Source organism: Streptomyces sp. NPDC017056, from assembly GCF_044332485.1.
Lineage (GTDB): Bacteria > Actinomycetota > Actinomycetes > Streptomycetales > Streptomycetaceae > Streptomyces.
Window position 1 is genome coordinate 38,182 of record NZ_JBIRPD010000003.1, and the last position, 19,074, is coordinate 57,255.

Below are 19,074 nucleotides of genomic sequence, written 5' to 3' on the forward strand. Positions count from 1 at the left end.
ACCACCCATTGTCCGCCACGCCACCGCGCGGCAGCGGGATCCCGGGAAGCGGACAGCCGGGGCCACTTCCCGGCATACCGGGCGCGGCGCACGGGCATACGCGCCCAATGGCCCGTGTCGCGCCGCCCGGGGACACACCCCCCGGCTCCCCCGTGCTCCGGCTGCTCCGTGCCTCGCTGGCCCGGGTGCGGGGCCTGCCCGCCGCCTTCCTCCGCGACTACCGCTCCCATCACACCGCCCCCACCAGCACCCTCACCCACACCCCGCACCCGTACGCCCGCGCCGTCGGCCTGATCGCCGTCACCCTGCTGGGCGCCTGGCTGGGCCTGCTGATCGTCGGCAGCATCCACGCGCCGGTGGGCCCGGTGGACACGAACATGACACTGCGCCCGTCGCTCTCCGGCGGCACGAAGATCAACGTCTCGCCGCTGGGCGCCCTGGAACTGCGCAGCCACTACGCGCCGATACGCCTGGACGTCGACGTCGACCGGCTCGACCCCGTACGGGCCCAGGCCCTGGTCGACCACCCGGAGCGGTTCGCCGGCCTCCAGGACCAGGTCACCCGCGACGTCGTCAGCGGCACCGGCACCCTCGCCTTCCGCTCCTGCGTCGCGGTGGTCTCCGGCGCCACCGCGCTGGGCCTGGCCGTCTACCGCAGGCCGCGCCGCGCGCTGGCCGCCGGCGGCCTGGCGCTCGCGCTGCTGGCGTCGTCGGGGGCCGCCGCCTACGCCACCTGGAACCCCAAGTCCGTCCTGGAGCCGAAGTTCTCCGGGCTGCTCTCCTCGGCGCCCTCGGTGGTCGGCAGCGCCCGCAGCATCGTCAGCGACTTCGACGTCTACCAGAAGGAGTTGGCGCGCCTGGTGACGAACGTGACGAAGCTCTACGAAGCCGCCTCCACCCTGCCCGCCTACGAGCCCGACCCCACCACGATCCGCGTGCTGCACGTCTCCGACATCCACCTCAACCCGGCGGCCTGGCAGATCGTCAAGTCGCTGGTCAAGCAGTACAAGATCGACGTGATCGTGGACACCGGCGACACCATGGACCACGGCTCGGCGGCCGAGAACGCCTTCCTGGACCCCGTCGCCACGCTCGGCGCCCCGTACGTGTGGGTCCGCGGCAACCACGACTCCGCCGCGACGCAGAAGTACCTCGCGACCCGCAAGAACGCCACGGTCCTCGACGACGGGCGGGCCGTGAGCGTCGGCGGGCTGCGGATCGCGGGCGTCGGCGACCCGCAGTTCACGCCGGACCGCTCGGTCGTCGCGGAGGGGGACTTCTCCGAACGCACGGCGGGCGGCAAGCTGGCCGACTCGCTCCGTACGCAGCGGCTCGCGGGCACGCCCGTGGACCTCGCGCTGGCACACAACCCGGTCGCGGCGGCCGAGGCGGACGGCCTGGCACCGCTGGCGCTGGCCGGCCACATCCACCACCGCGAGAACAGCGTGCTCCCTCGGGGCACCCGGCTGATGGTGGAGGGCTCCACGGGCGGCGGCGGGCTGCGCGCCGTACAGGGCAAGAAGCCGGCGCCGGTACAGGCGTCCGTCCTCTACCTGGACCGCGGGACCCGGCACCTCCAGGCGTGGGACGAGATCACGCTCGGCGGGCTGGGGCTGTCGAGTGCCGAGGTCAGCCGCCATCTGCCGAAGGAGAACCTGCCGGGGGCCACACCGTCGCCCGGCACGGGGTCGCCCGGCACACCGTCCCCGGGCGGCTCGGCGGCCCGGACCGGCACACCGTCACCCGGTCGCCCGTAGGGCCGGGGACCGCGGCGGGGCCCGCTCGAACGGGCCACCGAACGCACCGCCGAACACTCCGCCGCGGTCCCCCGCCGCCGGTCCCCCGCAAACCGTTTTGGCGAACGGTCCCTGCATCCCATATGCTTCTCACGTCCCCGACGGCGCCCCACAAGGCACCAAGGCGGGCCATCAGCCCTCATCGTCTAGTGGCCCAGGACGCCGCCCTTTCAAGGCGGTAGCACGGGTTCGAATCCCGTTGGGGGCACGCATTACCGTGTGCGAGAATAGGTTCACCGAAACTCGCACCGTGCAAGGTCCTGTGGAGCAGTTTGGAGTGCTCGCCACCCTGTCAAGGTGGAGGCCGCGGGTTCAAATCCCGTCAGGACCGCTGTGGCTGGGTAGCTCAGTTGGTACGAGCGATCGCCTGAAAAGCGATAGGTCGCCGGTTCGACCCCGGCCCCAGCCACCAGCAGTGGGAAAAGGCCCCGATCTTCGGATCGGGGCCTTTTTCGTCGTCCGGCGCCCCGCCGCGTTCCGTGTACGGGCCGGCCGCCGCCCGGGAGGCGGCCGGCCCCGCGTGCGTCAGGCGCCCGCCGCGTGCGCCCCCGAACCGCGCGGCGGCACCTCGCGCCCGCCCGGGTGCCGGTGCCGCCACACCCAGAAGACGGTGCACGAGACCAGCGCCCAGCCGGCCAGCACCAGGAACGGGAAGGCGTGCTGCGAGGCGCCGAAGTAGACCGCCGTGTGCTGCGCGTTCACCGAGGCGCCCGGCGGCAGCCAGCGGCCGATGTGGCCGAGCACGGACGGCAGCAGGGGCCAGGAGACCGCACCGCCCGAGGACGGGTTGCCCAGCAGCACCATCAGGCCCCACGTCGGGATCATCGCCCAGCGCCCGATCAGGGTGTTGAACATCGTGAAGACCATGCCGGACGTGAACATCGTCAGCGCCAGGATCAGCCAGGACTCCACGAAGGGCAGGTGCAGGGCGCCCAGCAGCCAGTCCACGACCGCGGCGATCGCGAAGGCGCCGAGCAGCGCGTACAGCGCGGTGAAGGCGATCCGCTCCAGCGGGTTGAGGCCGCGGGCGTGCACGCTCAGCTGGATCGCGCCGACGAAGCCGATGATCACCGCGGCGAGCGAGATGTAGAAGAGGGCGAGGCCCCGCGGGTCGCCCTCCTGGAGCGGCTTGAGGTCCTTGACCTCCACCGGCACGCCGACCGCCTGCCCCACCTTCGGCCCCGCCTGTTCGAGCACCTGTGCGACCTGGGCGCCCGCCGCCGAGGCCACGTCCAGCTCGACACCCTTGTCCCGCACCCGGAGGATCGCGAAGACCTCCTGCTCCTCGACGCCCTCCTTGGCCGCGGCGTACGTGTCGTACTCGTGCAACTGGAGCGAGGCGTTCAGGGCCTTCTCCATGCCGCCGGCGAAAGCCTTGCCGTGCGGCGAGTCCGGCGGCCCCACCACGGCGGTCGGGATGTGGCGCGGGGTCGGATTGGCCATCGTGTACGTGTACGAGCCGGCGAAGAGACCCGCGGCGACGGCGAGGATGAAGACCAGCACGAGGGCGGGGAAGAACGGCGATCTCTTGAACGCGGCCCATTTCTCGGTCTGGGTCAGCGGCCGTCCGTGAGCTCCGTGCGGTTGGGCCTGGTCACCGTGCCGATCATCCATAAGGCCACGCTAAAACACCTATCCCGGACATTCCCCTGCTGGTCGGCCCACTGTGCGAAGGGCCCGGCGCACCCGGCCCGGCCCGGCCCCGCGGCCGGCCCGCCGCAATTCGTTCGCCACGGTATTCACGGAGGTGAGATCCTGGGACCCGTATGTCCAGTCAGCCTGCCTCCGCCCGGCCCGACGGTGCCGCCCCCACTCTGCCCGCTCTCCTGGAGCGGCTGCCCGAGCTGATGCTGCGCGACCAGCAGCGGCTGGGGCGCCGGCTCGACGGCGCGCGCCGGATCCGTAAGCCCGAGGCCCGCGCGGCCGTGCTCGCCGAGATCGCCGCCGGGATCGAGGAGGCGGAGCTGCGCGTCGGGCAGCGCCGCGCCGCGGTGCCCGCGATCACGTATCCCGAGCAGCTGCCGGTCAGCCAGAAGAAGGACGAGATCCTGGAGGCGATACGCGACAACCAGGTCGTGATCGTCGCCGGCGAGACGGGCTCCGGCAAGACGACCCAGATTCCCAAGATCTGCCTGGAGCTGGGCCGCGGCGTACGCGGCCTGATCGGGCACACGCAGCCGCGCCGGATCGCGGCCCGCACGGTCGCCGAGCGGGTCGCCGAGGAGCTGCGGACCCCGCTGGGCGAGGCGGTCGGCTGGAAGGTCCGCTTCACCGACCAGGTCGGCTCCGACACCCTCGTGAAGCTGATGACCGACGGCATCCTGCTCGCGGAGATCCAGACCGACCGCGAGCTGCGCCAGTACGACACGATCATCATCGACGAGGCCCACGAGCGCAGCCTCAACATCGACTTCATCCTCGGGTACCTGGCCCAGCTGCTGCCCAGGCGCCCCGACCTGAAGGTCGTCATCACCTCCGCGACCATCGACCCGGAACGGTTCGCCCGGCACTTCGGCTCCTTCGCCTCCGTACCGGCCGAAGGGGGCGGGGGCGACGGCGGGGACGCGGCGCCCAGCGCGCCGATCGTCGAGGTCTCGGGGCGTACGTACCCGGTCGAGGTCCGCTACCGCCCGCTCCTGGAGGAGGGCGGCACCGACAGCGACCGGGACCAGATCACCGCGATCTGCGACGCCGTGGACGAGCTCCAGGCCGAGGGGCCGGGGGACGTCCTGGTGTTCCTCTCCGGCGAGCGCGAGATCCGCGACACGGCGGACGCGCTCAACAAGAAGAACCTGCCCGCCACCGAGGTGCTGCCGCTGTACGCGCGCCTCTCGCACGCCGAGCAGCACCGCGTCTTCCAGCGCCACACCGGGCGCAGGATCGTTCTCGCGACCAACGTCGCGGAGACCTCGCTGACCGTCCCCGGCATCCGGTACGTCATCGACCCCGGCATGGCCCGGATCTCCCGCTACAGCTACCGCACCAAGGTCCAGCGGCTGCCCATCGAGCCGGTCTCGCAGGCCAGCGCCAACCAGCGCAAGGGCCGCTGCGGCCGTACCAGCGACGGCATCTGCATCCGGCTGTACTCCGAGGACGACTTCCTCGCCCGCCCGGAGTTCACCGACGCCGAGATCCTGCGGACGAACCTGGCCTCCGTCATCCTCCAGATGACCGCGGCCGGCCTCGGCGACATCGAGAAGTTCCCCTTCATCGACCCGCCGGACCGCCGCAACATCAAGGACGGCGTGGACCTGCTGCACGAGCTGGGCGCGATCGACCCGAAGCAGAAGGACCCGAAGAAGCGGCTCACCCAGCTGGGGCGGAAGCTCTCCCAGCTGCCGGTGGACCCGCGGCTGGCCCGGATGGTGCTGGAGGCCGACCGCAACGGCTGCGTACGCGAGGTCATGGTCATCGCGGCGGCGCTGTCCATCCAGGACCCGCGCGAGCGGCCCTCCGACAAGCAGCAGCAGGCCGACCAGCAGCACGCCCGCTTCAAGGACGAGACCAGCGACTTCCTGGCCTATCTGAACCTGTGGCGGTATGTGCGCGAGCAGCAGAAAGCGCTGTCGTCGTCGGCGTTCCGCCGCATGTGCCGCAGCGAGTTCCTGAATTACCTGCGGATACGCGAGTGGCAGGACATCTACTCGCAGCTGCGTACGGTCGCCAAGACGATGGGCGTCCATCTCTCCGAGCAGGACGCGGCGCCCGAGCACATTCACACCTCCCTCCTCTCCGGTTTGCTTTCGCACATCGGATTGAAGGACACGGACGCCAAGAACGAATACCTCGGCGCCCGCAGCGCGAAATTCGCGGTCTTTCCCGGCTCGGCCCTCTTCAAGAAGCCACCGCGCTGGATCATGTCGGCGGAGCTGGTCGAAACGTCCCGCCTGTGGGCGCGGGTGAACGCCAGGATCGAGCCCGAGTGGATCGAGCCGCTGGCGCAGCACCTGGTCAAGCGGACGTACAGCGAGCCGCACTGGGAACAGAAGATGGCCGCGGTGATGGCGTACGAGCGAGTGACGCTGTACGGCGTGCCGGTCGTCGCGCAGCGGAAGGTCAATTACGGGCGGATCGACCCGGAGACCTCCCGGGACCTGTTCATCCGCAACGCCCTGGTCGAGGGCGACTGGCGCACCCATCACCAGTTCTTCCACGACAACCGCAAACTGCTCGGCGAGGTCGAGGAGTTGGAGCACCGGGCCCGCCGGCGCGACATCCTCGTGGACGACGAGACGCTCTTTGATTTCTACGATCAGCGGCTGCCCGAACACGTCGTATCGGGCGCGCATTTCGACTCGTGGTGGAAGAAGAAGCGTCACGACGAGCCGGAGCTGCTCAATTTCGAGCATTCCATGCTCATCAACGAATCCGCCGAAGCCGTCACCAAGGACGACTACCCGGACTCCTGGCGGCAGGGGAAGCTGAAGTTCCGCGTCACGTACCAGTTCGAGCCGGGCGCCGACGCGGACGGCGTGACCGTCCACATCCCCCTCCAGGTCCTCAACCAGGTCACCTCCGAAGGCTTCGACTGGCAGATTCCGGGCCTGCGCGAACAACTGGTGACCGAACTGATCCGTTCGCTGCCCAAGCCGATCCGCCGCAACTACGTCCCCGCGCCGAACTTCGCCGCCCGCTTCCTGGACTCGACCGTGCCCCTCCAGGGCTCCCTGACCACCTCCCTGGCGGCCGGCCTCCAGCGGATGGTCGGCGTCCCGGTCGACCCGGCCGACTTCGACACGGACCGGGTCCCCGACCATCTGAAAATCACGTTCCGGGTGGTCGACGAACGGCGCCGCAAGCTGGCCGAGGCCAAGGACCTCGAAGCGCTGCGCCTCAAGCTCAAGCCGAAGACGCAGGCGGCCCTCAGCAGGGCCTTCGCGCAGGCCGCCGAACGGCCCGCCAAGGGCGGCAAGGACGGCGACCGGGACGCGGGAGCGCCCGCCGGCCTGGAACAGCGCACCGGCCTGACGTCCTGGACGCTGGGCACGCTGCCCCGCACGTTCGAGACCCGGCGCGGCGGCCAGCCGCTCAAGGCGTACCCCGCCCTGGTGGACGACGGCACGAGCGTCTCCGTACGCCTCTTCGACACCGAGGCGGAGCAGCAGACGGCGATGTGGGCCGGCACCCGCCGTTTGATCTTGTTGAATATTCCGAGCAACCCAGCCAAGTTCGCGCAGGGAAAACTCACCAACCAACAGAAGCTGGCGCTGTCCGCGAACCCGCACGGCTCCATACAGGCCCTCTTCGAGGACTGTGTGACCGCCGCCGCCGACCGGCTGATCGGCGCACACGGCGGCCCGGCCTGGGACGAGGAGTCCTTCCGCAAGCTCTTCGACGCGGTGCGCGCCGACCTGGTCGACGCGACGATGAAGACGATCCAGCAGACCCGGGAGGTGCTGGCGGCCTGGCAGGCGTGCGAGCGCCGGCTCAAGGCCACCACCTTCCCCTCCCTGCTCCCGTCCCTCACGGACGTCAAGGAGCAGCTGGCCGCCCTCGTCCGGCCGGGGTTCGTGACCGCACACGGCGCCAGACGGCTGCCCGACCTCCTGCGCTACCTGGTAGCCGTGGACCGCCGCCTCCAGCAGCTCCCCAACAACGCCGAGCGGGACCGCTCCCGCATGGCGAAGGTCAAGGAGATGCAGGACGAATACGCCTGGCTGCTGGAGCAGTTCCCCAAGGGCCGCCCGGTGCCGGCCGAGGCCAGGGAGATCCGCTGGATGATCGAGGAGCTGCGGGTGAGCTACTTCGCGCACGCGCTCGGCACCGCGTACCCGGTCTCCGACAAGCGGATCGTGAAGGCCGTGGACGCGGCGGTGCCCAAGGCGTGACCGGCTCCGGGGGCCCGCCGCCCGGGGCCCCCGGTACCGAGTTCGACCGCACCCCCTGACCTGCTGTAGAGTCTTGCTTCGCAGCACCGCGAAAGCGGGAGCGGCACCAAGGTCCTGTGGAGCAGTTTGGAGTGCTCGCCACCCTGTCAAGGTGGAGGCCGCGGGTTCAAATCCCGTCAGGACCGCAGCAGAACGGCCCGTGTTCCCTTGAGGACGCGGGCCGTTCGCGTTTCCCGCGCGGGCTTCCCCCACCGGAGCTCCGGCCCGTACGGCTCCGGGCCCTTTCGCGTATTGACTGGTGCGCGCGCCGCCGGTAGTCACGAGGAAGGGTGTGAGGCCGGAGGGGGCGCGCGATGCCGACAGCTGCCAGGCACGAGATCAGGGCGCTCCTGCGAGCCCATCTGTCGGCCGCCACCGGCTACCGCCACTTCACCCGCCACTGCCCCGTCTGCGCCCGCCTGCTGCGGCTCGCCATGGAGCCCCGTGGCCGGGCTGCCGGCGCCCCGGGAGGCGACTCGGCCGATCGACCGCCCGCCCGGCCCGCCACGGAGCCCTCCGGGGCGTCTGGCACGGCGTACGCACCGCCCCCGGAGACACCAGAGGACGAAAGTCCCCCGGCTCGGTGACCAACGGCGCCTTTCCCACCGGCCCAGCGGTGGGAGGCTGTTGGCAGAAGCGCGGCACGCCGGCCCTCTATCGCAGGGGCGCTTACGTCACAAGCGCCGGGGCCTGTGACGGGTGTCACCGGACGAGTTTCGGGAAGCATCGACCTTACGGCCGCCCTACACGCAGTCAATTTAATATGTGCAATTGCACCGCCCGCCCGGCAGTCCGCCGACTGCACCGGAGAACTGCGGGGGCCCACTCCCAGCGGCCCCCGCGGGCGGTGTCCAGCCGGCCGGAAGGGCCCGCCGAGCGGGCGCGCGCGCACAAAAAAGATCGCGCTGGACCCGGCGGAGTCCAGCGCGATCGATGACGTACCCAGGTGCTTCGGGTGTGGGGCCTGTTGGGGCAGGCTCCGCGTCGTATGGAGCTGTGTGGTGCTAGGTGGAGCTGCGCGGAGCCGGGTGGGGCTCCACTCGCCGAGTCCGGGTTGGGGGGCCCGAAAACAGCGCGGTTATGCGGTTGTTCAGGATTCGCTGCGCTGCTGCGGAATGCCCGCCAGCAGGGCGCGAACCTCGGCCTCGCGGTAGCGCCGGTGTCCTCCGAGCGTGCGGATGGACGTGAGCTTGCCTGCCTTGGCCCAGCGGGTCACCGTCTTCGGGTCCACGCGGAACATCGTGGCGACCTCGGCGGGGGTAAGCAGCGGCTCGGCGTCAGGGGTGCGAGCGGTCATGAGCGGCTTCCTCGGGAGAACCGAACCATCACGGTTCTTTCCTCTAAATTCTGCACCTTGACCCGCGTTGCCCGAAATGGCGGACGCGGGCCGAGTCGGTTATAGGACGAACGGCTTGTCCTCGGCACTACAACTACACCATCTGTCCAGCCACGTCGGCCAAACCGATGGAATTGCCCTCTCAGGTGTTCAACCTCGGCGGAAGCCGATGGACTATGCCATAGCGGACAGTCACACCACCGTGACGATCAGTCACAAGGTGATCAGCCGCCATCAGACCCACCAAGGAGCGCAATACCGAACTATCCGCCCTTAGTGGGGCGGAAGGGGCCCTTGTCAGGCTCCTTGTCCTATTTTGGCACGAGGGTATGGCTTGGCCGCAAGGCCCGAAGTCAGTGCTTTAGGTCACGCTTGAGGCAATCGCCCGGATCGGGACCTACGTCCCACGACTCCGCCTCAGTAGTGTGCACGAACCCCGTATGCCGGAGATCATTTTGTCTGCCCGGCGCCGCGGCGAAGACCACGCGCGGCCCGCACGACGACTTCCGAGGGCCGCGCAAACACCCCGGGACATGTACCGGGACTCCTCGGCAACGCCCGTGGTTCCCGAACCCGTACGAAACTTCCGCCTCAGCTGGCGAACTGGCGCTCGCGCACCTCACGCCACCGGTCCGACAGCCGCTCGTACGCCTCGCCGGCCCGGTCGCCGTCCCCTTCCCGCAGCGCCGCCAGCCCCTCCGCCACCTCCGCGGCCGAGCGGTCCTCGGCCAGCTGCCCTTCGGGCACCGCGTGCACCAGCCCGCCGTAGTCCAGCTCCACCAGCGCCCGCGGATGGAACTCCTCCAGCCAGCGGCCCACGTCCACCAGGCCGTCGATCAGCGGCCCCTCTTCCAGGGAGTCGCGCAGCGTCCGCAGCCCCCTGGCCACCCGGCGCCGCGCCTGCACCATCGGCGTCCGGTACCGCAGGACCAGGCCGTCCTCGCCCTTGGTGTACTCCCGCTCGCAGTCGCCGAAGAGCGCGAACCAGCGCACAGGCACGTGCCAGGTGGCGGTGCGGATCCACGGGCGGGCGTCCGGATTGCGCTCCAGCCACTCCTCGTAGTCGGCGGCCGCCTGCCGCCGCACCACCGGCGGCAGCGCCGCGTCCAGCACGGGCGCCGGGAGCAGCTCGGAGAGCCCTTCCAGGGCCTGCCAGCCGCGCAGCCGCGTCCGCCAGGGGCAGACGCACGTGACGCCGTCCACGACCGCGACGAAGGCGTCGCTGCTCTCGTGGACCGGGACCGGCACCGGCGGGGTGGGCAGCAAATCGGCCAGGGACCGCCGAAGTTCGTCCTGAACCGTGGGGGTCTTCGGGCGCTTGGCATAGCGCGCCCAGTAGGAGCGCTCCGGCTCGGGGAACGCTGCCAGCGGTTCGTAGACCCGCAGATATGCCGCGTACGGGACCGTCACCGACGACGCCAAGGCCACGCCCGCTCCTTCGATTCCCTCAGAGTGATGTCCGTCGAACAACCGCAAAGAATGGCAAAGAGGTGCAAAGTGCCGGGAGTTGGTCGTTCCCGCCCGGCCAGGGGTACGGCAAATCGTCCCACGGCCGTCCCCCGGGAGTGGGTGATCCTCCGCACTGGACCGATCAGCGCGCCGTTCAGGTCTTACTCTCTTCCCGACCGGCCCTCCCGCCCTCCCCCTGCCACAAGCAACAGGGAGCCATCGGAGGGCGTCCTCCGCGACTATGGGAGTCACCACCGTGACCGACGTACGTCCTTCCCCCGTCAGCGCCGACGGGGGCGTCCTGCACACCCTGTTCCGCTCCGAACAGGGCGGCCACGAGCAGGTCGTCCTCTGCCAGGACCGCGCCAGCGGCCTGCGGGCCGTCATCGCCGTCCACGACACCCGCCTGGGCCCGGCCCTCGGCGGCACCCGCTTCCACGCGTACGCCTCCGAGGAGGAGGCCGTGCTGGACGCCCTGAACCTCTCCCGCGGCATGTCGTACAAGAACGCCCTCGCCGGGCTCGACCACGGCGGCGGCAAGGCGGTGATCATCGGTGACCCCGATCTGATCAAGACCGAAGAACTCCTGCTCGCGTACGGCCGGTTCGTGGCTTCCCTCGGCGGCCGTTACGTGACCGCGTGCGACGTCGGCACGTACGTGGCGGACATGGACGTCGTCGCCCGCACGAACCGGTGGACCACCGGCCGCTCCCCCGAGAACGGCGGCGCGGGCGACTCCTCCGTACTGACCGCCTTCGGCGTCTTCCAGGGCATGCGCGCCTCGGCGCAGCACCTGTGGGGCGACCCGACGCTGCGCGGCCGCACGGTCGGCGTCGCCGGCGTCGGCAAGGTGGGCCACCACCTCGTCGAACACCTCCTGGAGGACGGCGCCGAGGTCGTGATCACGGATGTGCGCGCCGAGTCGATCGAGCGCGTCCGCAGCCGGCACCCGCAGGTCCGGGTGGCGCCGGACACCGGGTCGCTGATCCGTACGCCGGGCCTGGACGTGTACGCGCCCTGCGCCCTCGGCGGCGCCCTGGACGACAACACGGTGCCGGCGCTGACCGCGCGGGTGGTCTGCGGCGCGGCCAACAACCAGCTGGCGCACCCCGGCGTCGAGAAGGACCTCGCCGACCGCGGCGTCCTCTACGCGCCGGACTACGTGGTGAACGCCGGCGGCGTGATCCAGGTGGCCGACGAGCTGCACGGCTTCGACTTCGACCGCTGCAAGAAGAAGGCGGCGAAGATCTTCGACACCACGCTGTCGATATTCGCTCGTGCGAAGGAGGACGGCATTCCGCCCGCTGCGGCGGCGGACCGGCTGGCCGAGCAGCGGATGGCGGACGCCCGGCGGGTCTGACGCCCGACCGAAGGGTTCACGCCATTTTTTGGCCGGTCGTGGCGCTCGCCGCGACCGGTTTCGCTCAACACTGCCCGGTATTGCTCGGGTTCGACCGAAGCTGATCGCGATCCGATCAAGCTCCGAACGACCCGCAGCTCACCCGAACAGCCCCGGAAACGCCTCGCCGGTCACGGACCGTACCGGCGAGCATTACAGGCAGTACAGATCAGCGACCCCTACCCCCTCCGTAGTGATCACAGAGCAATGCGTAAGGGATCACGGGCAGTGAAGGAGACATCCCTCACCACCCGTCGGCGGGTCGCCGTGGCGGACAGGTTAAAATCGCAGCTGACCAGCGGGGACGGGGCGTCTCGCCGGTCGTGCCGAGCGGTCGGTGATGCGGGCGACGTACCGTATGGCCGCGGAAGCAGGTACCGTTAAAGCCCTACGGGCCGGTCTCTCCGTCGAGAGTCCGCTCTGAATCATGAACGCGTGTCAAGACTCTGGGGCCGTCGAGCCCCGTCGTTGAGGGGGTCGAGCCATGGGGCGCGGCCGGGCCAAGGCCAAGCAGACGAAGGTCGCCCGCCAGCTGAAGTACAACAGCGGTGGGACTGATCTCTCACGCCTGGCCGAAGAGCTGGGTGCATCGCCGCAACAGCCGGCACAGCAGCAGCCGCCGAACGGCGAGCCGTTCGAGGATGACGAGGACGACGACCCGTACGCGCGGTACGCCGACCTTTACAACCGAGACGACGATGACGAGGACGAGGGCAACTCGTCCCAGCAGCGTCGTCGCGCCTGACGCACGACGTCTTTTCTGTCGTGCGTGCACGGTGTGCACAGCAGTTCCACGGACCCGGTCCGGGGTAGTCACCTCGGACCGGGTTCTGTGCTGCCCTGACGAGCGGATCAGGCGGAGTAGTCACCGGTCAGGGTCACTGCCTCGGTGTGCCCACCGCGCTCGGTGATCTCGCCGCCGACCCAGGCGTCCACGCCGCGGTCCGCGAGGGTGGCCAGGGCCACGTCCACCGACTCCTGCGGCACGACGGCGATCATGCCGACGCCCATGTTCAGGGTCTTCTCCAGCTCCGGCCGCTCCACGTCGCCGGCCTTGCCGACCAGGTCGAAGATCGGGTCCGGGGTCCAGGTGGACCGGTCGACCGTGGCGTGCAGGCCATCCGGGATCACCCGGGCCAGGTTGTTGGCCAGGCCGCCGCCGGTGATGTGCGAGAAGGCGTGCACCTCGGCCGTGCGGGTCAGCGCCAGGCAGTCCAGCGAGTAGATCTTGGTGGGCTCCAGCAGCTCCTCGCCGAGGGTCCGGCCGAGCTCCTCGATCCGCTGGTCCAGGGACATCCCGGCGCGGTCGAACAGCACGTGCCGGACGAGCGAGTACCCGTTGGAGTGAAGTCCGGAGGACGCCATCGCGATGACGGCGTCACCCGTACGGATAAGATCCGCGCCCAGCACCCGGTCCGCCTCGACGACACCCGTGCCGGCGCCCGCGACGTCGAAGTCGTCGGCCCCCAGCAGCCCGGGGTGCTCGGCGGTCTCGCCGCCGACCAGCGCGCAGCCGGCCAGCACACAACCCTCGGCGATGCCCTTGACGATCGCCGCGACCCGCTCGGGGACGACCTTGCCGACGCAGATGTAGTCGGTCATGAACAGCGGCTCGGCACCGCAGACGACCAGGTCGTCCACGACCATGCCGACGAGGTCGTGGCCGATCGTGTCGTACACGCCCATCCGGCGGGCGATGTCGACCTTCGTGCCGACCCCGTCGGTGGCCGAGGCGAGCAGCGGACGCTCGTACCTCTTGAGGGCCGAGGCGTCGAAGAGGCCGGCGAACCCGCCGAGGCCGCCGACGACCTCGGGGCGGGTGGCCTTCTTGACCCACTTCTTCATCAGGTCGACGGCGAGGTCGCCCGCTTCGATGTCCACGCCCGCTGCTGCGTAGCTGGCGCTGGTGCCCGCGTGCTGGGCATGCTCAAAAGACTCGGCAGACATGGCGTTGAGATCTTTCCTGTCGGTGTGTACGAGCTCTACGGGCGGCGCAGCGCGTCGGCGCCGCCGACCCCGGCCGTCAGCGTCTCGACGCCGTCCAGGTCCGGCTTGGCCTGGCCCGCGGTCTCCGACTCCAGGAGGTGCTTGCCCAGCAGCTCCGGGTCGGGGAGATCGACCGGGTACTGGCCGTCGAAGCACGCGCGGCACAGGTCCGGCTTGGCGATCGTCGTCGACTCGATCATGCCGTCGATCGAGATGTACGACAGCGAGTCGGCGCCCAGCGACTTGCCGATCTCGTCGACGGTCAGACCGTTGGCGATCAGTTCGGCGCGGGTGGCGAAGTCGATGCCGTAGAAGCACGGCCACTTGATCGGCGGCGAGGAGATCCGGATGTGGACCTCGGCGGCGCCGGCCTCGCGAAGCATGCGGACCAGGGCGCGCTGGGTGTTGCCGCGGACGATCGAGTCGTCGACGACCACCAGGCGCTTGCCGCGGATGACTTCCTTGAGGGGGTTGAGCTTGAGCCGGATGCCCAACTGGCGGATGGTCTGCGAGGGCTGGATGAAGGTCCGGCCGACGTAGGAGTTCTTCACCAGGCCGACGCCGTACGGGATGCCGCTGGCCTCGGCGTAGCCGACCGCGGCCGGCGTGCCGGACTCCGGGGTCGCTATGACGAGGTCGGCGTCGGCGGGGGCCTCGGCGGCCAGCCTGCGGCCCATCTCCACCCGGGAGAGGTACACGTTGCGGCCCGCGATGTCGGTGTCGGGACGCGCCAGGTAGACGTACTCGAACACACAGCCCTTGGGCTTCGCCTCGGCGAAGCGGGAGCTGCGCAGGCCGTTCTCGTCGATGGCGACCAGCTCGCCGGGCTCGATCTCCCGGATGAAGCTGGCGCCGCAGATGTCCAGGGCGGCCGTCTCGGAGGCCACCACCCAGCCGCGCTCCAGGCGGCCGAGGACCAGCGGGCGGATGCCCTGCGGGTCGCGGGCCGCGTACAGCGTGTGCTCGTCCATGAAGCACAGCGAGAAGGCGCCCATGACCTTGGGAAGGACGCGCGGCGCGGCCTCCTCGACGGTCAGCGGCTTGCCGTCCTCGTCGACCTGGCCGGCCAGCAGGGCCGTCACGAGGTCGGTGTCGTTGGTCGCCGCGACCTGGGTCGCGCGGCCGCCCTCGCGGGGCAGCGCGGCGACCATCTCGGCGAGTTCGGCGGTGTTGACCAGGTTGCCGTTGTGGCCGAGCGCGATCGAGCCGTGCGCGGTGGCACGGAACGTCGGCTGCGCGTTCTCCCACACCGAGGCACCGGTGGTGGAGTAGCGGGCGTGGCCCACGGCGATGTGGCCCTGGAGGGAACCGAGGGATGTCTCGTCGAAGACCTGGGAAACCAGGCCCATGTCCTTGAATACGAGGATTTGGGAGCCGTTGCTCACTGCGATGCCCGCGGACTCCTGTCCGCGGTGTTGCAGGGCATACAGCCCGAAATAGGTGAGTTTGGCGACCTCTTCACCCGGAGCCCAGACACCGAAGACGCCGCATGCGTCCTGGGGGCCCTTCTCGCCGGGGAGCAGGTCGTGGCTGAGTCGTCCGTCACCACGTGGCACAGCACCGAGTCTAGGGCAGGTCCGCGATTCATCCGAACCGGGGATCGAACCGGGACGGTAGCCGCAGCCGCATTCGGGGCCCGGTGAATGCTTGACGTGAGCACCCGCTCACGGACAGGATCACGCACCATGCACACCTCGCAGCCCTTGGTGCAGCGCCGCCACGTCGACCTCGGTCGCGTCGCGAGCGCCATCTGTCGCTGCGCACGGCGCGTCTGAGCGCCCTTCTTTTCACATTCCCTTCACGCGAGGCCCGCCCCGTTCCGGCGCGGGGCCGACGTGCGCCGCACCATCCCCCTCGCCACCGTCGCGACGTGGGGTGAAATGCGCCACTCCGCCATTCGGGGGTAGCTCGCCGGCGCGCGTATCCGGTGAATTCCGGGCTTTTCGGCCCGGCTTCCCGCACTGCCCTCCCGCGCATTTCCGTGGCGGTCCCCCACCGCTGCCCCACATTCGGAAGGTCGTATTCCGTGACGCGTTCCGCCCCTGCCTCCACGCCCGCCCCGCAGCCCGATTCCTCCCGCGAAGGCCGGGATTCCCGTAAAGGCGCGCTGTCCCGCCGCGCCTTCGGCGGCCTGATCGGCGCCACCGCCGCCGCCGGCACCCTGACCGTGGGCGGCGCGGGCCCGGCCGCGGCCACCGGATCCGCCTACCGGGAACGGCCGTTCCGTGCGGCGACCGGCCGCCGGGCCGCCCGTCGTCCCAACGTGCTGTTCATCCTCGGCGACGACCTCGGCTGGGCCGACCTGTCCTCGTACGGATCACCGCACATCCGTACGCCCCACCTGGACCGGCTGGCCCGCCAGGGCGTGCGCTTCACCCAGTCCTACTCGGGGTCGGCGACCTGCTCGCCCACCCGCTTCTCGCTCTACACCGGCCGGTATCCGGGCCGTACCGAAGGCGGCTTGGCGGAACCCATCGCGGACCGCACCGTCGGCCTCGACCCCGGCCACCCCACCCTCGCCTCGCTGCTGCGCGACGCGGGCTACTCGACCGCCCTGATCGGCAAGTGGCACTGCGGCTACCTGCCCGACCACAGCCCCACCAAGTCGGGTTGGGACACCTTCTTCGGCAACTTCGGCGGGGCGCTGGAGTACTACTCGAAACTGGGTTTGGGCGGGGAGTACGACCTCTACGAGGGCAACGTCACCGAGGGCGACGCCGAGTACAAGGACCTGCGCTATTACACGCGCGTCCTCACCGAACGGGCCGTCGACCACGTGAGCCGGCGGCACTCGAAGCCCTGGCTGCTGAACCTGAACTTCACCACCCCGCACTGGCCGTGGATCGCGGACGGCGACGAGGCGGCGAGCGCGGAGATCGTCCGCCGCGTCAGGGCAGGTGAGAAGGGCGCGCTGCAACACCGGGACGGCGGCTCGCTGGAGAAGTACGCGGAGATGGTCGAGGACCTGGACCGGTCCGTGGGCGCGGTGCTGGCCGCCCTGAAACGCTCCGGACAGGAGGAGGACACCCTGGTCTTCTTCGGGAGCGACAACGGCGGCGAGCGCTGGTCCTACAACTGGCCGCTGAGCGGCAACAAGTTCACCCTCCAGGAGGGCGGCATCCGCGTACCGGCAATCGTGCGCTGGCCGGCCCGGATCGACGGCGGCCAGGTCAGCCACACACCGCACTACAGCCCCGACTGGACGGCGACCCTTCTGGAACTCGCGGGCGCCCGCCCGCACCCCGCTTACCCACTGGACGGTACGAGCCTGGCGGGCTACCTGCTGCGCGGCGAGCGGCTCCCCGAGCGCGACCTGTTCTGGCGCATACGGGGCGAACGGGCGCTGCGCCGCGGCGACTGGAAGTACTACCGGGGCAAGAGCGGGCGGGACCAGCTCTTCCACGTGACCGGGGACCCCCGCGAGCAGGCGGACCGTGCGGGGGCGGAGGGACGGCGGCTGGCGGAGCTGCGGGCGGCGTGGGAGGCGGTGGACGCCACGTTGCTGCCGTATCCGAAGGGGTGAGGCAGCAGCCCCGACCCGAAGGAGTGAGGCGGCTGTCCTGGAGGCGGAGCGGGGCCGGGTCGGGGCTTGGCCCGGTAATCAGCCCATAAGGGGCAAGTACGGTGCGAGGTCGGCGCGTTCGCCGCTGGCGCTCACGTCGGCCGCCTCGACCGCCGCGGGCCAGGCCGTACGGCCGGTGGCCAGGCGGAGCCAGGTCAGCGGGTCGGTCTCGACGACGTTCGGCGGCGTGCCGCGGGTGTGCCTGGGGCCCTCGACGCACTGGACGACGGCGAACGGCGGCACCCGGACCTCCACCGAGCCGCCGGGCGCCTTCGTGGCAAGCGCGTCGGCGAGCAGCCGGGTGGCGGCGGCCAGGGCCTGGCGGTCGTACGGGATGTCCAGGCCGGTGGCGGCAGCCAGGTCGTCGGTGTGCACCACCAGTTCGACGCAGCGGACCACCAGGAAGTCGTCCAGCCGCATGGCGCCGATACGGGCCGCCAGCAGCCGGTCGCCGGGGGCGCCCGCAACGGCTTCGGTGTAGCGGGCGGCGGCACGGTCCAGGAGGTCGGCCGGCGCCGCCGCGGCCGCCGTCTCGCGGGCGATCTCGTCCACCTTCCCGGCCAGCGCGCGGGTCGCGGACGGCCAGGTGGCGAGAGTGACCTCCTGGGCGGGCGGCGCGGGCTGCGCCAGGGCCGCGGGAACCTGTTCGAGCGCCATGGAGAGGTGCGCGACCAGCTCGCGCACCGTCCAGTCCCCGAGGCGGGTCGGCAGCGCGAACTGCTCGGGGGACAACTGCCGTACGGCGTCGCGTACGTGTCCGAACTGCGCGGTGACGGCGGCGCGGGTCCGGGCGGGATCGTAACTGCGGGCGCGGGACCTGCCGGCCGACTTACGGGCACTGGGCATGGCGTCGAGGCTACTGTGCGGCGCGTCAGATGTGAGCGTCGAGGCTACTGCGCGGGGCGCGTCGCATAGGCGCCGAGGCCGCGCTCCACCAGGTCGAAGGCGCGGTGGGCGGCGGCGACCGCGTCCGGATACACGGCGTCGGCGGCCTCGCCGGCGAGCAGCCTGCGGTGGTTCTCGGCAATGAGCGCGCTACGGACGCCCGTCAGCTGGCCCGCGGCGACCCGGGCCGTCAGCCGGTCGCCGTCGGTCCCCTCCGCCAGGGCCTCGGCCAGCAGCTCTTCGCCGTGCCGGACGCTGGCGTGGGCACGGAGCAGGAGAGCCGGCGTGTCCACGATCAACTGGCGGATGCGGAGCACCTCTTTCGCGTCGCACAGGCCGACGGACGGGTCGCGGGCGTCCAGCATCTCCACGAACTGGCGTCGGAGCGCGGCGACCGCCGACTCCCCCGGGGCGCGCTCGCGGACGGCGCGGGCCGCGTCTGCCGCGTGGTGCTCCAGCGGCTTGAGGACCAGGTCCTCCTTGGAACCGTAGTAGTTGAAGACGGTCATCTTGGAAACGTCGGCGGCGTCGGCGATCTCCTGCACGGAGACCTTCTCGAAGCCCCGCTCCAGAAACAGTTCGACGGCGGTGCGCAGCACCCGCCGCCCCGTCTGCAGCTTCTTGCGCTCGCGCAGTCCCATCTCCTCAGCCATGCCACCACTGTACCAGGGCAAAAAATAATACCGGATAAAATATTGACTCGGTACACGATCGGCGGGCATGGTGCAGCCATGACCGTTTCCACCGTTTCCCCGCGCACCTCACCGGGCGGTGCGGCAGGTACCGCTCCGCCC

Annotated in this window: 14 protein-coding genes and 4 tRNA genes; 11 read left to right on the top strand and 7 right to left on the bottom strand. The window is 70.6% G+C overall.

Annotation, left to right across the window (positions count from 1 at the left end):
• The first annotated feature begins 107 nt into the window (after window positions 1-107).
• From ACH4OW_RS05840 to ACH4OW_RS05855, 4 genes are all read left to right on the top strand, one after another.
• Window positions 108-1,757 (top strand): metallophosphoesterase, encoded by a 1,650-nt coding sequence (locus ACH4OW_RS05840; RefSeq protein ID WP_398025290.1) that lies wholly within the window; start codon window positions 108-110, stop codon window positions 1,755-1,757.
• Between the two features lie 174 nt (window positions 1,758-1,931).
• Window positions 1,932-2,004, top strand: a tRNA-Glu gene (locus ACH4OW_RS05845).
• Window positions 2,005-2,052: 48 nt separating this feature from the next.
• Window positions 2,053-2,127, top strand: a tRNA-Asp gene (locus ACH4OW_RS05850).
• 4 nt (window positions 2,128-2,131) lie between these two features.
• Window positions 2,132-2,208: transfer RNA gene (locus ACH4OW_RS05855), tRNA-Phe, on the top strand.
• 113 nt (window positions 2,209-2,321) lie between these two features.
• On the opposite strand, the gene ACH4OW_RS05860 is transcribed toward ACH4OW_RS05855, so the two are convergent.
• Complete coding sequence (locus ACH4OW_RS05860; RefSeq protein ID WP_398025293.1) at window positions 2,322-3,410, bottom strand: ABC transporter permease; 1,089 nt, start codon at window positions 3,408-3,410, stop codon at window positions 2,322-2,324.
• Between the two features lie 152 nt (window positions 3,411-3,562).
• Between ACH4OW_RS05860 and hrpA the strand changes: the two genes are divergently transcribed.
• The 3 genes from hrpA to ACH4OW_RS05875 all read left to right on the top strand — a co-directional run bounded on the left by hrpA (window position 3,563) and on the right by ACH4OW_RS05875 (window position 8,250).
• The gene (hrpA, locus tag ACH4OW_RS05865) at window positions 3,563-7,624 is read left to right on the top strand and encodes an ATP-dependent RNA helicase HrpA (protein WP_398025295.1); all 4,062 of its coding nucleotides are present in this window, start codon (window positions 3,563-3,565) and stop codon (window positions 7,622-7,624) included.
• Between the two features lie 110 nt (window positions 7,625-7,734).
• Window positions 7,735-7,809 (top strand) — tRNA-Asp (locus ACH4OW_RS05870).
• 168 nt (window positions 7,810-7,977) lie between these two features.
• On the top strand, window positions 7,978-8,250 hold the full coding sequence (locus ACH4OW_RS05875) for a DUF6274 family protein (RefSeq protein ID WP_398025297.1): 273 nt from the start codon (window positions 7,978-7,980) through the stop codon (window positions 8,248-8,250).
• Window positions 8,251-8,753: 503 nt separating this feature from the next.
• Here ACH4OW_RS05875 and bldC read toward each other — a convergent pair.
• The gene (gene bldC / locus ACH4OW_RS05880; protein ID WP_003980577.1) at window positions 8,754-8,960 is read right to left on the bottom strand and encodes a developmental transcriptional regulator BldC; all 207 of its coding nucleotides are present in this window, start codon (window positions 8,958-8,960) and stop codon (window positions 8,754-8,756) included.
• 630 nt (window positions 8,961-9,590) lie between these two features.
• Window positions 9,591-10,427 carry a hypothetical protein gene (locus tag ACH4OW_RS05885; RefSeq protein ID WP_360135980.1) on the bottom strand — a complete coding sequence of 279 codons (837 nt, stop codon included), beginning with the start codon at window positions 10,425-10,427 and terminating at the stop codon, window positions 9,591-9,593.
• A gap of 262 nt (window positions 10,428-10,689) precedes the next feature.
• On the opposite strand from ACH4OW_RS05885, the gene ACH4OW_RS05890 reads away from it, so the two are divergent.
• Together ACH4OW_RS05890 and ACH4OW_RS05895 are read left to right on the top strand one after the other, a co-directional pair.
• Window positions 10,690-11,808 carry a Leu/Phe/Val dehydrogenase gene (locus ACH4OW_RS05890; protein ID WP_398025300.1) on the top strand — a complete coding sequence of 373 codons (1,119 nt, stop codon included), beginning with the start codon at window positions 10,690-10,692 and terminating at the stop codon, window positions 11,806-11,808.
• Between the two features lie 523 nt (window positions 11,809-12,331).
• Window positions 12,332-12,592 carry a DUF3073 domain-containing protein gene (locus ACH4OW_RS05895; RefSeq protein ID WP_030372983.1) on the top strand — a complete coding sequence of 87 codons (261 nt, stop codon included), beginning with the start codon at window positions 12,332-12,334 and terminating at the stop codon, window positions 12,590-12,592.
• A gap of 107 nt (window positions 12,593-12,699) precedes the next feature.
• On the opposite strand, the gene purM is transcribed toward ACH4OW_RS05895, so the two are convergent.
• Window positions 12,700-13,794 carry a phosphoribosylformylglycinamidine cyclo-ligase gene (gene purM / locus ACH4OW_RS05900; protein WP_398025303.1) on the bottom strand — a complete coding sequence of 365 codons (1,095 nt, stop codon included), beginning with the start codon at window positions 13,792-13,794 and terminating at the stop codon, window positions 12,700-12,702.
• 35 nt (window positions 13,795-13,829) lie between these two features.
• Window positions 13,830-15,389 (bottom strand): amidophosphoribosyltransferase, encoded by a 1,560-nt coding sequence (gene purF, locus ACH4OW_RS05905; RefSeq protein WP_360135974.1) that lies wholly within the window; start codon window positions 15,387-15,389, stop codon window positions 13,830-13,832.
• Window positions 15,390-15,518: 129 nt separating this feature from the next.
• On the opposite strand from purF, the gene ACH4OW_RS05910 reads away from it, so the two are divergent.
• On the top strand, window positions 15,519-15,608 hold the full coding sequence (locus ACH4OW_RS05910; RefSeq protein ID WP_398025306.1) for a putative leader peptide: 90 nt from the start codon (window positions 15,519-15,521) through the stop codon (window positions 15,606-15,608).
• A 332-nt stretch (window positions 15,609-15,940) separates the two neighbouring features.
• Window positions 15,941-17,356 (top strand): sulfatase, encoded by a 1,416-nt coding sequence (locus ACH4OW_RS05915; protein WP_398025970.1) that lies wholly within the window; start codon window positions 15,941-15,943, stop codon window positions 17,354-17,356.
• A 78-nt stretch (window positions 17,357-17,434) separates the two neighbouring features.
• Here ACH4OW_RS05915 and ACH4OW_RS05920 read toward each other — a convergent pair whose 3' ends face one another.
• A complete protein-coding gene (locus ACH4OW_RS05920) occupies window positions 17,435-18,241 on the bottom strand; it encodes a sterol carrier family protein (RefSeq protein ID WP_398025308.1) in 807 nt (268 codons plus the stop codon).
• Between the two features lie 44 nt (window positions 18,242-18,285).
• Window positions 18,286-18,933: a TetR/AcrR family transcriptional regulator gene (locus ACH4OW_RS05925; RefSeq protein WP_398025310.1), complete on the bottom strand. Its 648-nt coding sequence runs from the start codon at window positions 18,931-18,933 to the stop codon at window positions 18,286-18,288.
• Between the last annotated feature and the right edge of the window lie 141 nt (window positions 18,934-19,074).

Coding starts and splice junctions, on each gene's coding strand:
- ACH4OW_RS05840 (WP_398025290.1), top strand. CDS start 108: ATGGCCCGTGTCGCGCCGCCCGGGGACACACCCCCCGGCTCCCCCGTG.
- ACH4OW_RS05860 (WP_398025293.1), bottom strand. CDS start 3,410: ATGGATGATCGGCACGGTGACCAGGCCCAACCGCACGGAGCTCACGGA.
- hrpA (WP_398025295.1), top strand. CDS start 3,563: ATGTCCAGTCAGCCTGCCTCCGCCCGGCCCGACGGTGCCGCCCCCACT.
- ACH4OW_RS05875 (WP_398025297.1), top strand. CDS start 7,978: ATGCCGACAGCTGCCAGGCACGAGATCAGGGCGCTCCTGCGAGCCCAT.
- bldC (WP_003980577.1), bottom strand. CDS start 8,960: ATGACCGCTCGCACCCCTGACGCCGAGCCGCTGCTTACCCCCGCCGAG.
- ACH4OW_RS05890 (WP_398025300.1), top strand. CDS start 10,690: ATGGGAGTCACCACCGTGACCGACGTACGTCCTTCCCCCGTCAGCGCC.
- ACH4OW_RS05895 (WP_030372983.1), top strand. CDS start 12,332: ATGGGGCGCGGCCGGGCCAAGGCCAAGCAGACGAAGGTCGCCCGCCAG.
- purM (WP_398025303.1), bottom strand. CDS start 13,794: ATGTCTGCCGAGTCTTTTGAGCATGCCCAGCACGCGGGCACCAGCGCC.
- ACH4OW_RS05910 (WP_398025306.1), top strand. CDS start 15,519: ATGCACACCTCGCAGCCCTTGGTGCAGCGCCGCCACGTCGACCTCGGT.
- ACH4OW_RS05920 (WP_398025308.1), bottom strand. CDS start 18,241: ATGCCCAGTGCCCGTAAGTCGGCCGGCAGGTCCCGCGCCCGCAGTTAC.
- ACH4OW_RS05925 (WP_398025310.1), bottom strand. CDS start 18,933: ATGGCTGAGGAGATGGGACTGCGCGAGCGCAAGAAGCTGCAGACGGGG.